This window comes from Gemmiger formicilis, assembly GCF_024462815.1.
Lineage (GTDB): Bacteria > Bacillota > Clostridia > Oscillospirales > Ruminococcaceae > Gemmiger.
In genome coordinates, this window is sequence record NZ_JANGCG010000012.1 from 63,995 (window position 1) to 78,883 (window position 14,889).

13 protein-coding genes are annotated in these 14,889 nt (G+C 43.2%); 11 read left to right on the forward strand and 2 right to left on the reverse strand.

All coding sequences use genetic code 11. From position 1 onward, the window contains the following. Positions 1-3: 3 nt before the first annotated feature. From NE623_RS10725 to NE623_RS10765, 9 genes are all read left to right on the forward strand, one after another. Complete coding sequence (locus tag NE623_RS10725) at positions 4-1,158, forward strand: hypothetical protein (protein ID WP_256272441.1); 1,155 nt, start codon at positions 4-6, stop codon at positions 1,156-1,158. Positions 1,159-1,408: 250 nt separating this feature from the next. Then, positions 1,409-1,543: a hypothetical protein gene (locus NE623_RS10730; protein ID WP_256272442.1), complete on the forward strand. Its 135-nt coding sequence runs from the start codon at positions 1,409-1,411 to the stop codon at positions 1,541-1,543. A gap of 184 nt (positions 1,544-1,727) precedes the next feature. Continuing rightward, positions 1,728-2,666: a glycosyltransferase family 2 protein gene (locus NE623_RS10735; RefSeq protein WP_256272443.1), complete on the forward strand. Its 939-nt coding sequence runs from the start codon at positions 1,728-1,730 to the stop codon at positions 2,664-2,666. A gap of 150 nt (positions 2,667-2,816) precedes the next feature. Further along, on the forward strand, positions 2,817-3,878 hold the full coding sequence (locus NE623_RS10740; protein WP_256272444.1) for a sulfotransferase: 1,062 nt from the start codon (positions 2,817-2,819) through the stop codon (positions 3,876-3,878). 30 nt (positions 3,879-3,908) lie between these two features. Further along, complete coding sequence (locus NE623_RS10745) at positions 3,909-5,216, forward strand: lipopolysaccharide biosynthesis protein (RefSeq protein ID WP_256272445.1); 1,308 nt, start codon at positions 3,909-3,911, stop codon at positions 5,214-5,216. Position 5,217: 1 nt separating this feature from the next. Then, positions 5,218-6,312 (forward strand): glycosyltransferase, encoded by a 1,095-nt coding sequence (locus NE623_RS10750; RefSeq protein ID WP_256272446.1) that lies wholly within the window; start codon positions 5,218-5,220, stop codon positions 6,310-6,312. Between the two features lie 89 nt (positions 6,313-6,401). Next, on the forward strand, positions 6,402-8,171 hold the full coding sequence (locus NE623_RS10755) for an NTP transferase domain-containing protein (RefSeq protein ID WP_256272447.1): 1,770 nt from the start codon (positions 6,402-6,404) through the stop codon (positions 8,169-8,171). After that, positions 8,172-8,891, forward strand: coding sequence for an NTP transferase domain-containing protein (locus NE623_RS10760; protein ID WP_256272448.1), 720 nt, complete (start codon positions 8,172-8,174; stop codon positions 8,889-8,891). Beyond that, entirely contained in the window at positions 8,892-10,424 is a 1,533-nt protein-coding gene (locus NE623_RS10765) for a BCCT family transporter (RefSeq protein ID WP_256272449.1), read from the forward strand. Between the two features lie 488 nt (positions 10,425-10,912). Here NE623_RS10765 and NE623_RS10770 read toward each other — a convergent pair whose 3' ends face one another. Next, complete coding sequence (locus NE623_RS10770; protein ID WP_256272450.1) at positions 10,913-11,488, reverse strand: cysteine hydrolase family protein; 576 nt, start codon at positions 11,486-11,488, stop codon at positions 10,913-10,915. A 587-nt stretch (positions 11,489-12,075) separates the two neighbouring features. On the opposite strand from NE623_RS10770, the gene bilQ reads away from it, so the two are divergent. Both bilQ and bilR read left to right on the forward strand, forming a co-directional pair. Next, positions 12,076-12,501: a bilirubin utilization transcriptional regulator BilQ gene (gene bilQ / locus NE623_RS10775; RefSeq protein WP_256272451.1), complete on the forward strand. Its 426-nt coding sequence runs from the start codon at positions 12,076-12,078 to the stop codon at positions 12,499-12,501. After that, positions 12,485-13,588, forward strand: a complete 1,104-nt coding sequence (gene bilR / locus NE623_RS10780; RefSeq protein WP_256272452.1) for a bilirubin reductase — start codon at positions 12,485-12,487, stop codon at positions 13,586-13,588. Before bilQ ends, bilR begins: the two co-directional genes overlap by 17 nt. Before the next feature lie 242 nt (positions 13,589-13,830). Here the strand turns inward: bilR and NE623_RS10785 are convergent, their stop codons facing one another. Continuing rightward, complete coding sequence (locus NE623_RS10785) at positions 13,831-14,676, reverse strand: PocR ligand-binding domain-containing protein (protein ID WP_256272453.1); 846 nt, start codon at positions 14,674-14,676, stop codon at positions 13,831-13,833. Positions 14,677-14,889 lie beyond the last annotated feature (213 nt).

The window sequence follows — 14,889 nt, forward strand, 5'->3', positions numbered from 1 at the left end:
CAAGTGAATGTTAAAAGAAAAAAACAGATGTTTATTTTGTGCTATGTTCCATTTATGATTGCTCTTTTTTTAGAGGATATGGCATTCAAAACAGGAAATATAGCCCCAATTGTCAAAGCAATTAAAGCGACTGTTGTGGTTTTACTGGTGCTGTCAGTGGTGGGCAAAAGTTGGAAAAAGAAGGGGTTCGCTTGGGTTGTATTTGGAGTGCTATGTGGAGCATTGACGCTTCTTCTTACGGGAGATTTTTTTTGGTTTATCGTGATTCTGATTGCGGAAGTTTTTTGTGATGTTGATGAAAAGGTTATATATAATGTGTCTATGCAAACTATAGTAGGTATGACTAGCCTAACATTGGTGTTATGTGCATTAGGGATACTTTCGGATTGCTTGACATATAGAACGGATTTTAGCACAGAAGCACGACACTCTTTAGGATTTGTTCATAGCGCATGCTTACCGCTGATTGTGTTTTATATGATGACATATTGTATTTCTACCAATAGAAATATGAAAAAAATAGGAGTGCTTTCACTTATAGGAATAGTCTTATATAGCATTTGCAAAAGCCGAAATGCAGTAGTGATAACGGTAGGATTATCAATGTTAGCATTACTGTTAAGAGATAAAAGAATTAAAAACAAAATTAAAAAGCCGCTTAATTTGGTATCCAGTTGGATCGTTTTTGTATGTATAGTTTTTTCCATTCTACCGGGATATCTTCGATATAAAGGAGTCCTGTTGAATTATTGGTATGCATTTGATCAAATATTTACAAATAGAAGTATGCTGGCAGCTTCAGCATTTCAAAGCTATGGTATACCTATTGTGAACACTATGAACTATAATGCTTACACGAACACACCGGTCTATATAGATGGTTATATGAACAATGGCGTGGTTTTGGACAGTGCTTATATGTATATGGTAGTTCGCTATGGAATAGCAATGCTACTATTTTTATGGATGGTGCTTCATGCATATCAAAAAAAGCCAAATATAAGCATGATGGAAAAAGCGGCATTTATAGCAGTTGTGGTAGCAAACACAATTGATAATGACTTATTAAGTTACGAGTGCTTACCATTTATTATAATAGGTATAAGAAATTTGCCTAAAATCAAGTGCAAATTACGAATTGGCAAAGAAAGAAATTAAAGATGCAGGCAAACACTAATGGGGTTCTTTACGGTATTAGTTGAATTATTTGTGATAGAATGTATTTAGATATGGTTTCCAGTAAAATATCTATAACCCAATCTAGAGTTGCCTTACTGGTAAACTATGTATTCAGCTAATGAAACTTACTACTGGGGCACACAGAGTTCTATCGCTACCTGCTACTGCTTATGCCGGGTGACGCACAGTAAAGGAGACAGACTTTCTGTCGAGAGAAAGAAGAAGTATTTTGCAGCAGAACATCTTGGTTATTGTGGAGGAACTTATCAAGCACTGCGTGGAGGAAAAATCGACTGTATATACAAAGCCGTTTGTGGTCAGCGTTTCTTCGCAGGATATTCATGGTATGTATTCTCGCTGCTGAAATTAGCGATGAATACTGCAAGAGTTAGTTTGCTTTTGAGAAGCATGATGAAACTCCGCCGTTTTTACAACTGCTGATTATATGCTGCCTCTTTAAGAACCCTATTGTTCGACCTTTGAACAACCTGACTTAAAGAGATAATCATAAAAGTTATTCCAGCCAAAAAAGATTGAGAGGAAATTTGATGGAAATAATAAGTGTCCTGTTATGTACTTATAATGAGCCACTGAAATATCTAAAACTTAGCATAGAGTCAATACTGTCTCAAACATATACAAACATTCAATTGATTATCGTAAATGACAATCCAAAGCGAGCAGATATGGCAGACTTGCTTGCTGCATATGCAAGAGAAGATTCAAGAATAAAATATATAGTCAACCCAAGCAATATTGGACTTGTTAGTTCACTTAATGCTGGATTGAAGAACGCCATCGGCAAGTATATTGCAAGAATGGATGCGGATGATATTGCAACAAAAGATCGCTTAGAAAAGCAGCTCGAATTTTTACAGGTAAAAAGCTACGATATGGTAGGGTGTAATGCTATAAAAATAGATGAAAATGGGAAAGAAATAGGATATTTAAACGTCCCAACCGCTCATGAAAAAATCAAAGAATATCAATTATATGGAGGCTGTGTCTTACATCCAACGTGGCTTGGGAAAAGAGAAGTATTCGAAAAATTAAACGGATATAGATTAGTTTATGCTTGCGAGGATTTTGACTTCATTCTCAGGGCAATCCAAAATGGGTTTAAAATAGGTAATATGCCTGCATATGGGTTGTATTATAGAATTCGTACAGAGAGTGTTTCAAGTAAGGCAAACATCCGACAAAAGCTGACAATGTACTATCTTATTGACAATGGAGCCTATCAAAATGTTCCGTCTGTGGAAATGCTGGAGAAGTACTTGAATTCAGTCAAATATAAAGACGATTTTGCAACTCTCGAAATGTATGAATTTATAAAGGCTAATATGAAGACTAAAAAATTCAATTTAGTCAGAATATATGATCTCTTTCGAATTATTAGAAACAAGTACTTTTATAGGAATCTGATTGAGCATCTGAAAATGAAGGAAAGAGAGAAGTATATTACCACTCAAAACAATTTAAACTAGGATGGACAAGGCACATATAATACGAGCTATCATAAAATGTCAACAATCTGCTTTGCGACAGTATTTAAAAGATTGGCGATTAAACATAAGATACTTCACCGAGCCAGAGGAATTAAATCCTATTCTATTATAAAGTCAAGAGGTAACCATATGAAGAACAAAATTGTTATACCAACAGGTTATATGGGTTCGGGTTCGTCCGCTGTAACAGATCTTCTGAGTGAGGTAGACGGATACTCTTGCTCCAACGGAAACTTTGAGTATGTTTTTATGCATTGCCCTAACGGAGTATTTGATTTGGAAGACAAACTCTTAAAGGGAAACAATGCTCTTCGCAGTGACGAAGCCCTTCATACATTTTATAGTTGTATGAAAACGTTATATACCAATAAATATTATTGGGTTGCTGATTATAAGGACAAGGTTGGTCCTGATTTTATGAGCTGGTGCGAGGAATTCATCAGCTCGCTCATGGATGAAAGAACTAAGGATGTCTATTGGTATTATCAAGAAAACCCTAATGCAAAAATATATATAGAGAAAACCTTGGCTAAGATCATAAAATTAATATCGCTTGGAAAAGTGGTACCAAAGCCGGGTCTAAGGTATGAGGAAATGTGGCTTTCATACACGACTCCGTCCGAGTTCTATTCGAGAGCAAAGATTTTACTGGACAAATTTTTCCTGCAAATGGGAATATCGAATTCGAATATAATATTAGATCAGTTTGTTTTGCCGCATAACCTGTATCGAATAGAGAATTACTTCGAAGATAATTGTAAGGTGATTGTGGTTGATCGTGATCCAAGGGATGTTTTTCTTCTGAACAAATATTACTGGAGAAAAGCGAATGCGACTGTTCCATATTCATTTGATGCAGAGAAATTCTGTAGCAATTATAGTAAGATGCGGCAGGCCGAAAAACAGGTGGAAAACAAAAATATATTAAGAATTCACTTTGAAGACTTGGTTTATAATTATGATAGTTCTGTTTTTCAAGTTCTTTCTTTTCTAGATATTCCGAAAACTTTGCATAAGGACAAAATGACTAAATTTGTTCCGGAAAAATCAAAAAAGAACACACAAATATTTAATAGGAATATGGAATATTCTAACGAAGCACATTATATTGAAAGCAAATTGTCACAATATCTATATGATTTTCCTTCTGTAGAGCGTGAAAAATTTTCTGTGAACAATATGATTCTGTAAGAGAAGTCGTAAAGGAAATGGCTGTAACACATGAAAGAAAAAATCAAAAATATTAAGGACCGAATATTTAAGAGTCACCTTGCCAGAAACTTCTTGCTGATTTTTTCTGGCGAAGGAATAAGCTCTGTATTTGGCTTTTTGGCAACCATATTTATAATTAACGCAATTGGTTCATATAAACACGGTATTCTTGTTGCCGTTCAGACATATACGAATTTGTTTTATGGCTTGTTTTCGTTTAAAACGTTTCAATCCTTAATTAAGTACTTAGCCAAAGCCGAGAGGGACAATGATCACGAGTCCGAAAAGATTTATATTAAGTGGGCTGTAATGTTGGATGCATTTTGCCTTGTAGCAACTTTGTTCTTTGGAGTGATACTAAAGGACGTTGTGATCAATATTATGGGTTGGGATCGTGCAATATCAGAGTATTGTATTTTCTATCTATGTGTTTATATGCTCTATTTTCAAGGAACAACAATTGGGGTCCTAAGGCACTTTGAAAACTATAAGTACGTTGTAACGTCTAATATATCTTGTGCAGTTATACGATGTGTAGGTTTCTTGGGGTGCTTTGTACTCAGGTGTGATTTTAAAGCGTTTTTTTTAGTAGACTGTATAGCGAACGCGGCAAAATTTTTACTAATGAACTTTTATACTCTAAAAACTCTGGCTCAGCATAAGTTACTTGACTTCTATAAAGTAAAACTAAAATGGTGTCCGGACTTTTTAAAGTTTAGCTTATACAGCAATTTGACTTCAACCATTGATTTGCCGGTAAATCAAATTACATCACTGATCATCAATAAATATTTAGGATTTGAAGCCACATCCGTGTATAGTGTGTTCGGAAATATCGGATCTGTAATAAATAAATTAGGAGATCCAATAAGTCAGGTAATCTATCCTGAAATGAATAAGATGATTTCGCAGAAAGATGTCGCAAGTGCAAGAAAATTATCCAATCGTTTAAAGCTGATTATGTTATCGCTTTTTAGCGTCAGTACTATATTCGTAGTAGCAACACATTCCCTTTGGCTGAAATATCTCATTAGTAATCCAAACGAGTATGTAATTCCTTTGATTCTGTACATTGGATATAGTTGTTATTCAAATTCCTCGATGGGTACCCATAACCTTTTCATGGCGTTGGGCTATGTTAAATACAATATTCCCATATTGTTAGTTGTAAATGCTGGATATTTGGGGCTATTATTCTTCTCCGTACAGCATTATGGCTTGACCGGTGTAATTGCTACTTACCTCCTTCAAGCGTTAGCTGTTGTATTTATTAAGGAGGTAATTATGCGGAAACGTAATTACCAGGAGCTTATGTAAAATGAAAAAGAAAAAAGTGCTGTTTATTATTTGGTCCTTTAGTTATGGCGGCGGTGCAGAAAAGATACTTGCAAATATTGTTAACAATCTGGATTACGAAAAATACGATATTGATGTTCTGGAATACCTTCACGCAGATAAAATGGAACCCGTAAATGGCAATATCAAAATTTTGCCTCCGATTGTCGACATTACGCGACAGGATGTGTTTTCAAAAATATACAATAAACTAATGAATTCTGCCTTAATTAAATTATTCCCGGGTCTAATAAGAAAAATGCATCTTAGAAAGATATATGATGTAGAAATATCATTTAATTACCTTATTCCAACGTTTCTATTGAGCAGAAATAGCCAAAAGCGTATAGCTTGGATACATGGTTCGATTTATGATTTGGAGGAAAATAAGAGATTAAGAAACAAGCAAAGAAAAGCATTAAGCTCTGTAAATAAGATTGTGGCAATATCGAATGCTACAGAGAAATCAATTGCTTCTGTATTCCCTGAATACAAAGACAAAATTATAAAAATATATAACGGTTATGATTTCTCCGGTATGGTGCCGGAAGGAACTGTAACGGATTTCCAGCTGCTGTATTGTAATCGTTTTGACGAGAATAAAGATCCTTTGCAGTTTATTCGGATTGTTAAACGATTAAATGATTTGGGGCTTTCTGTAACAGCAAAAATGCTTGGTACGGGTGTCTTGTTTAATGAGGCCGTCAGATTAATTAGAGAATACAAACTGGAAGCGCAGATTGAATGTGTTGGATACAAGAAAAATCCATATGCGTACTATAAGCACTGCAAGGTTTTCTGCTTAACTTCACATAGTGAGGGATTTCCAACAACATTAGTTGAAGCAATGTATTTTGGAAAGCCTTTTGTTTCCACACCCGTAGCAGGTACAGATGAGCTGTCACAAAATGGAAATTGCGGTTTTGTTGGAAGAGATGAAGAAGAATTTGCTATAAAATTACTTGAGTTGTTAACAACCCCAGAATTGTATAAAAACATGAGCGAATACTGCAGTAATTACGTGATAAACTATTCATTAAAAAACCAGATTCAAGCTATAGAAGAAAATTGTTTATAACTTTATGCTTAAAACAGCTTGCTATACCGTATAGGAAGTAAGCTGTTTGAGCGCGCTCGTTGTTCATAAGAACGAAAGGAAGAAAGTACATGAACAAACAAGAAAGTGATATTCTGAACACGCTTTTGCTGGAACCTTTCATCAATCAACGGATTTTAGCAGAAGTCTCAGGACATTCGTTAGGAGTAGTAAATCGTTCACTCAAGGAACTGATTAAAGCTGAGTATCTGGACGATTCGATTCGCCCCACAGTGAAAGCCATAACTGAGTTTAAGCAGAAAACCCCACAGCGAGCTATTATCTTGGCAGCGGGGTTTGGTATGCGTATGGTTCCAATCAACACAGAAATGCCAAAGGGTCTTTTGGAAGTTAATGGTGAGCCTCTGATTGAACGTATCATCAAGCAACTTCATGAGGTGGGGATTAAAGAAATCTATGTAGTTGTAGGTTTCATGAAAGAAAAATATGAGTATTTGATTGACGAGTATGGAGTAGAACTTGTAGTTAATGCCGACTATGCCGCAAAGAACAATCTGCATTCCGTCAAACTTGTAAAAGAACATTTGGAGAATGCGTACATTATTCCTTGTGATATTTGGTGTGACCGAAACCCGTTCCATCGTCATGAACTATATTCATGGTATATGGTCAGCGATCTTGTAGACAACGAAAGTAATGTCCGCGTTAATCGTAAAATGGAACTTGTGACTGTTCCAGAAAGCTCTGGCGGCAATGCAATGATTGGTATCTGCTATTTGGTGAAAGAGGATGCAGACACCGTTGCAGAACGAATTGATGAACTTTGCAAAAATCAACGGTATGATGGAGCGTTCTGGGAGGAAGCACTTTATAATAAAGACCGGATGATCGTAGCGGCTCGTGTGGTTCATTCCGCAGACGTTGTGGAAATTAACACCTATGAGCAATTACGAGAAATTGACAGTGATTCTAATCAGTTGAAAACGGATGCAATTCAGGTGATTTGTGAGGCTCTGGATGCAAAGCCAGAAGCAGTTACAGAAATTACGGTTCTTAAAAAGGGCATGACGAATCGTTCTTTCCTGTTTACCTGCAAAGGAAAGAAATATATCATGCGTATTCCGGGAGAAGGAACCGATCAGCTGATTAACCGCCGACAAGAAGCTGCAGTTTACCAAGCGATTGATGGAAAGCACATTTGCGATGATATTGCGTATATCAACCCGGAAAATGGCTACAAGATCACGGAATTTCTGGAAGGCGCAAGAGTATGCGATCCATTGAACTACGAAGATGTTAAGAAGTGTATGAAGCGGCTGCATGCGTTCCATGACTTGAAATTGAAAGTAAACCACGAGTTTGATATTTTCGGACAGATGGAGTTCTATGAAACGCTGTGGGAGGGAACACCTTCTGCTTATAAGGATTATGAAATAACAAAAGCAAATATTTTGTCACTGAAGCCTTATATTGATGCACATGCTGGAGAAAAGGTTTTGACCCATATTGATGCAGTGCCGGACAATTTCCTTTTTGTGGAGAAAGAGGGCAGGGAAGAAATCCGACTGATTGACTGGGAGTATGCAGGAATGCAAGATCCTCATGTGGATGTGGCAATGTTCTGTATTTACTCACTTTACAATAAGCGTCAGGTGGATCGCCTGATTTCTGCTTACTTTACAGAAGGTTGTGATGATGCGACCAGAATAAAAATTTATTGCTATATTGCAGCCTGTGGTCTGTTGTGGAGCAACTGGTGTGAATATAAACGCAATCTTGGTGTAGAATTTGGCGAATATTCTCTTCGACAGTACCGATATGCAAAGGATTACTACCGAATTGTTCAAGAGGAACTGAAAAAGCAAGGGGAGGAAAAGTAAATGCCAAAAGTAGAAAGAGCTATTATTATGGCGGCGGGATTGGGAAATCGAATGCACCCAGTAACGCTGACAACACCGAAACCGCTGGTCAAAGTAAATGGGACGCGGATGATTGATACCGTGATTGGTGGACTACATAAAAACGGAATCAATGAGATTTATGTTGTTGTTGGATATCTGAAAGAGCAGTTTGTGACACTTGAAAAGGAGTATCCTGGTGTTAAGCTGATTGAAAATCCTTACTATGATACCTGTAATAACATTGCATCGCTTTACGTGGCAAGAGATTACATTGAAAATGCGATTATTCTGGATGGCGATCAGATTATTTATAATCCTGAAATCCTTGCACCGGAATTTGAACGCTCTGGTTATAACAGTGTTTGGACAGATGGCGAAACGGATGAGTGGCTTCAGACTGTTGAAAATGGCATTGTTACAGCATGTAGCCGGACAGGTGGAAAAGGCGGATGGCAGCTGTACAGTATTTCCCGCTGGACTGCAGATGATGGGAAAAAACTGAAACGGCATCTCGAAATTGAGTTTGAACAAAAGAAGAATCGGCAAATCTACTGGGATGATGTGGCGATGTTCTGTTACCCGGAGGAGTATCAATTAGGTATCCGTCCTATGAATAAGGACGATATTATAGAGGTGGATAATCTGAGTGAGTTGATTGATCTGGATGCCAGCTACAAAAAATATGTGGAGGAAAAGTAAATGAATACGAAAAAAGAACATGGGAAAATAGACTGGATGATAACACTAGTGCCTTTGGCAATCGTAATTGCATTATGTGTTCTATTCTTTTTTGCGCCGGAACAATCGAATGCCGTACTAAGTCAGATACGTTTTTTCTTTGGTGATACCTTTGGTACATATTACTTAGTAATTGGATTGGGGATTTTTATCCTCTCTCTGTATATTGCTGGTTCTAAGTATGGCAACATCGTCCTTGGCGAGCAGAATGAGAAGCCTAAATATTCCTTCTTTGCGTGGGGCTCCATGATGTTTACCTGTGGTCTTGCAGCAGATATTTTGTTCTATTCGTTCTCGGAGTGGGTGCTGTATGCAACCGATCCACATCTGGCAGAGATGGGTAGTATCCAGGATTGGGCAGGCGTATATCCGCTGTTCCATTGGAGCTTTATTCCGTGGGGATTCTATTTGGTGCTGGCGGTTGCCTTTGGCTTTATGCTCCATGTGAGAAAAAGAAATCGTCAGAAATATTCTGAAGCTTGCCGCCCGATTTTGGGAAAGCATACCGATGGCTGGGCAGGTCGCATCATTGACCTGTTGGCGGTGTTCGCTCTATTGGCGGGTACGGCTACTACGTTCAGTGTGGCGACACCGCTGATGGCGACCATTATTAGCGAACTGTTCCATGTTGCCGTTAGTCGTACTGTAATTAACATTATTATTCTTCTGATTACCTGCGCTGTATATACATATTCCTTGCTGCATGGATTTAAGGGAATCAGCAAGCTAGCAAATATTTGTATTTATATGTTCTTTGGCTTGATTGCCTTTGTCCTGCTGTTCGGTGGAGAAACACGTTATATTGTTGAAACCGGTTTTTCCTCGCTCGGCAAGATGGTTCAGAACTTTATTGATTTGTCCACTTTCACCGACCCACTTCGCACATCGAGCTTCCCCCAGAATTGGACGATTTATTATTGGGCATACTGGATGGTATGGTGCGTGGCAGCTCCGTTTTTTATCGGAAACATATCTCGCGGTAGAACGGTACGCCAGACGATTCTCGGCGGTTATGTGTTCGGTGTTGGCTCAACCCTGACGAGCTTTATTGTGCTGGGAAATTACTCAATGGGTATGCAGGTTACAGGGAAAGCAGATTTTATCGCGCAGTACATGGCAGACGGTGACCTCTATGGAATGATTGTGAGCATTATAAAAACAATGCCGTGCGCACCAGTCGTTATGGTGGTTGTGCTTCTGACGATGATCGCCTTCTATGCAACATCTTTCGACTCTATTGCGCTGACAGCTTCCTGCTACAGCTATCATACACTAGAGGATGGTGAACAGCCGAATAAGGGTATTCAGCTGATGTGGTGCATTTTGCTGATTTTACTTCCGATTGCTCTGCTGTTTGCTGAAAGTTCCATGAACAATCTTCAGTCAGTGAGTATTGTTGCGGCATTCCCGATTGGTGCTGTAATCGTGATGATTGCAGTGAGTTTTATGAAAGATGCAAAAAAATATCTGGAAAGCCTGAAAGATAAAGAATGAGAGACAATACATACTCAAAAAAGCAATCGAGTGAGCAGATTTCAAGAAAGCTGTCAGAGTTTATTAAAGAGATACAATACAAAAATCGAAATCCGGTAGATAATAACGTATTAAAGATGCTACAGGAAATGGAAACAAATCCTGAACTTCTTCTCGATTCACAAAAATATCTTTATCGGAGTAGGATCGTTCACTCAAAAGACAAATTAAACGGTGAATATCCGTTCTTTGGATTTGGAAAAGACGGGAGCTTTGTTGCACCGTCAGAATACACGAAGGATATGCGTGCTAATTATCGTTATATTCCATATCTTTATTGTGCAACGAGGCCATACTGATATTGACAATATCATATTGTCTCTTTAAGTTTCCTATGTCAACTTTTATTGTACAACACCAGTCTGACACAATCCCTGCATATTGCCATCTCACTTGATTTTTGGGGCATTTCGATTCTGAAATGCTCCTTTTTTAGACCTGATGGGGGATTATTGACCACTTACTCTGAACTGGCACGCACGCATTGCGTTCAGCGCCGTCTCGTGCGATTCAGGTGTTACACCGGCGCAGCAGTCGGCCTGGATTTCAATTTCCGTTTCGGGGAAGGCCGCCCGCAGCACCATAGCGTTGCTGATGACACAAATGTCCGTGCAGTACCCGTAAATGATGATTTTCTCAATGTCGGTGACCGCCTTGTTGTGCATCATCAGCTCATCCAGAATATCGCTGGGCAGCATATAATCGCCAAAGGTTTTTTTGCAGCAGATGTGGGAAACCTCCGGCTCGGTTTTGGCCATGGCGTCCTCCAGCTCGGGCGCAAAGTTCCAGCCGTCCGTGTTCTCGATGCAGTGGGCAACCGGCAGAGCCTTGCCCTCGCGTGTGGAGAGGTAATTGTCGGGGTGCGTATCCTTGGTAAAGAACATCCAATGCCCGGCCTCGGCGTTCCGGCGGGCCGTCTCGGCAAGGTGCGCCACGGTGGTCTGCGCCTCCGGGTTGGCAAGCGCGCCGGTGATAAAATCCTTCTGCACATCCACCACAACGTCAAGAATCACTTTATTATCCATCACGATCTGCTCCTTCACAGTTTACTGCCTCTATTGTACCGCAAGCGGGCAGATTTTGCAATCCGGCTGCGGTGGGGTTCATTTGTTGTCCTGCCGGTAAACCGCTGTCAGGTGCTCCGTCCGCAAAGCCGGGCGGGAATACGCATAAAAACAGCGTGGCAAATGCAATCTATAACATTTCGCTAAATCGGAGTTTAGCGAAATATAGGGAAGAAATGCCAGAGACACGCACGCCAAGTCGGCCGCGCCTGTCCGCATCGCGCTTGGTGCGGCGCTGCCGGCCGTGGTTGTCCGCATCGCGCTTGCTGCGGCGCGGCCGGCCGTGCTTGTCATTTACATTTGTAGTACTTAACATGAACCTTTGCATTTACCTTTGCAAACAGGTCTAAAAGTGCTGCGGATTCTTTTGCCCCTCTGTGGGGGGCTGCCGCGGCGGCTGTGGGAGAGAACTTCGCGGCAAGCGGAAGTGTTATTGGCAACCGCACGCTTCTCGGCCTCCCTTGGGCAATATTTTTTGCCCCAAATACTTGACAAAGTCAAGTAATAGCGCTATACTTTCCTTATGAAAGGAGTTGACCGTTCCCACAATGTATCAGAAAGCCATTTCTTACTTTATTACGCTGTTATATCGTAGCTTTTCTGACTACTCAGGCGAAAAGCTCCAACAGGTCGGCCTAAACTTTGGCCTTTTGTTCTTTATTGTATACATCGGCAAGTGCCCCGGCTGCACCCCCTCGGAGCTGACGAAGGCGCTGTCCCTCGACTGGGGGCACAGCCAGCGCTGCATCACCCGCCTTGTGGAGGATGGCTTCATCACCAAGGAAAAATCCGGACGGCATTACACCCTAAACCTGACGCAGCGCGGGCAGCAGGCCTTTTCCACCGCCCATCAGGTCTTTTCTGGCTGGGACGATGCCTTTATGGCAGGCCTGCAGCCGGAGGAAAAATCACAATTATTGGCTTTGCTGAACAAAGCCGCGGAAGGAGTCCCACATCATGTACGAAACAATTAACAGTCCTGTCAATTATGGTGGTCTGGAGCTGAAAAACCGCATTATCTTTGCCCCCACCACCCTCGGTGTGTCCGAGGAGGAGTATTTTGAGCGAATCCGCCGCATTGCCGCGGGCGGCTGCGGTATGATTATCATCGGGGATGTCCCCGTGGGCAAAAGCCGGTTTGAGAAATCCCTGTTCGACAAAAAGGGCTTTGCCTACTACAAAAAGCTGGCCGAAATCGCCCACAGCTATGACTGCCGCATCTGCGCCCAGCTGCACCAGACTGACTCCAATATGCTGGCCATGCTCAAATATGTGCCCGGCGTGCTGACCAAAAAAATCTCGATGCAGGAACTGCGCACCCTGCTGAACAACGAGGTTGCGCCCTACATCACCAAGCTGCCCAAGAGCAAGATCCGCAGCATCATCAACGGCTTTGGCGAGGCAGCGGTCCTGGCCGTTGACGCCGGGTTTGATATGGTGCAGATTCACGGCGACAGAATGTGCGGCAGCTTCAGCTCGGCCATCTTCAACCACCGCACCGACGAGTACGGCGGCAGTGCCGAGAACCGCGCCCGCTTTGCCGTGGAGGCCGTGCAGGCCGTGCGCAGCCGCCTGCCCGAGCTGCCGATCGATTACAAGCTGGCTGTCCGGCAGGAGGACCCCCACTACGGCAACGCCGGTGTGGTCGAGTCCGAGCTGGGCATCTTTGTGCCGATGCTTGTGGAGGCCGGTGTCACCAGTTTCCATGTGACGCTGGCGAACCATTCCAGCCTGGAGGACACGATTCCCCCGCGCAACCACCCCTATTTCAAAGACGAGGGCTGCTTCCTGAAATTCTGTGATGAGGTGCGCCGCTACACCGACAAGCCCATCACCGGCGTTGGCGGCCTGAGTGACCCCGACTTTGTGGAGGAACAGCTCGCCACCGGCCGCATTGCCTGCGCCGCCATGTGCCGCCAGCTGCTGGCTGACCCGGCATGGCCCAACAAGGTGGCCGCCGGTCAGTGCAAGGAAATCCACCGCTGTGTGCGCTGCAACAAGAAATGCCTTGGCGGCCTGCAGCAGCACCAGGGCACACATTGCATTTACGAGAAGGGCTGACCCTGCGGTTGCCAGAAATTCCGGCCTGCCGCAAAGCGCCCCCAGCCGCCGCGGCGAAAGCGCGTGCAGCAACCTTTTTAATCATCCCCAAAAAAGCAGGACACCCCCTCATCGGGGTGCCCTGCCTTTTTTATGCTGCCCACCCCGCCCACGTGAACAAAAATCCAGTAAAAAGAACAGCCATCCCTATACATCCGGGGTGCGGTGTGGTATGATACCTATAGATTCCGGGATTTCGGGTGTTACCACCGCCCGGAAAGCTGGCGGCGGTACATCTGCGGGGTCAGCCCGGTCTGCTCGCGGAATACGCGGAAGAAATAGTTATAATCCGCAATGCCGATTTGCTGGCAAATTTCGCTGTTCGTAAGCTCGGTTGTCACAAGCAGCTCGGCGGCGCGGCGGATGCGCAGGGTGCGCAGATACTCCTTGACGCCGCAGCCGTAGGTCTGCTTGGCCAGCCGGTAGAGCGCGGTGCGGCCCATACCCATCGCCTCGCAGATTTTCTCGCTGGACAAATCCTCCTGCAGATGCTCGGTCAAGTAACGGTTGAGCCGTTCAGCCGGGTTGCCCTGCACCAGCCGCGCCATCTGCGCCTGGCAGATGGCCTGCGCCGACAGGCTCAACAAATCACAGGCGGCCCGCAGTAGGTTGTAGGGCGTCCGCGGCAGCTGGCAGTAGGCCGCATACAGCGTAGCCTCGTCAATATCGTACTTGGTGCAAAGCTGGCGCGCACGCTGCCATTCCGCCTTTTCGTCCGCGCCCTGCACAATGTGGCTCAGCAGCATATAGCCCACAATCACATCGTCCACCAGGATGGGCGTAATAGCCTCCAGCAGCCCGGCATGGCACGGGTAAATCCGGGCTTTGCCCTCCCGCCGCGCACACAGGCAGGCCGTCTGGTCGCAGTGGCGGCAGCCAAGCTCCCCCTCCGGCGTCTGGCGAATCAGGCGGCAGTAGGCGGGCAGCTCCTGCGGATAGGAGAGAATGTCCATCCCCCATTCATCAAAGATGACCGTGCGCAGGCCGGTCAGCTCATAAAAATCCCGCAGCAGAATCAGCAGCTTCTCCTTATCAAAAATGACGCGCAACGGGTATCCCCTCTTTCGCTCTTTTTTCCTATTGTAGCGGCTGCCTGCAGCGCTGTCAATCTATAAGGCAACACCGCACAATTCCCGCCTGACGGCTTAAGCACCGCTACTGCGGATCTCCGCGCTAAGAGCCGCCGCAAGCGGCGGTTGCGCTCCGAAGCGCCTCGCTGCGGCTCGGTGTGCGAAGCACAATCTGCGTTGCAAAAATGCTCG

What these genes read in the sequence shown, in the direction of transcription:
- NE623_RS10740 (WP_256272444.1), top strand. Translation starts at nt 2,817, where the DNA reads ATGAAGAACAAAATTGTTATACCAACAGGTTATATGGGTTCGGGTTCG.
- NE623_RS10755 (WP_256272447.1), top strand. Translation starts at nt 6,402, where the DNA reads ATGAACAAACAAGAAAGTGATATTCTGAACACGCTTTTGCTGGAACCT.
- NE623_RS10770 (WP_256272450.1), bottom strand. Translation starts at nt 11,488, where the DNA reads ATGGATAATAAAGTGATTCTTGACGTTGTGGTGGATGTGCAGAAGGAT.
- NE623_RS10760 (WP_256272448.1), top strand. Translation starts at nt 8,172, where the DNA reads ATGCCAAAAGTAGAAAGAGCTATTATTATGGCGGCGGGATTGGGAAAT.
- NE623_RS10765 (WP_256272449.1), top strand. Translation starts at nt 8,892, where the DNA reads ATGAATACGAAAAAAGAACATGGGAAAATAGACTGGATGATAACACTA.
- NE623_RS10750 (WP_256272446.1), top strand. Translation starts at nt 5,218, where the DNA reads ATGAAAAAGAAAAAAGTGCTGTTTATTATTTGGTCCTTTAGTTATGGC.
- bilQ (WP_256272451.1), top strand. Translation starts at nt 12,076, where the DNA reads ATGTATCAGAAAGCCATTTCTTACTTTATTACGCTGTTATATCGTAGC.
- NE623_RS10745 (WP_256272445.1), top strand. Translation starts at nt 3,909, where the DNA reads ATGAAAGAAAAAATCAAAAATATTAAGGACCGAATATTTAAGAGTCAC.
- bilR (WP_256272452.1), top strand. Translation starts at nt 12,485, where the DNA reads ATGTACGAAACAATTAACAGTCCTGTCAATTATGGTGGTCTGGAGCTG.
- NE623_RS10735 (WP_256272443.1), top strand. Translation starts at nt 1,728, where the DNA reads ATGGAAATAATAAGTGTCCTGTTATGTACTTATAATGAGCCACTGAAA.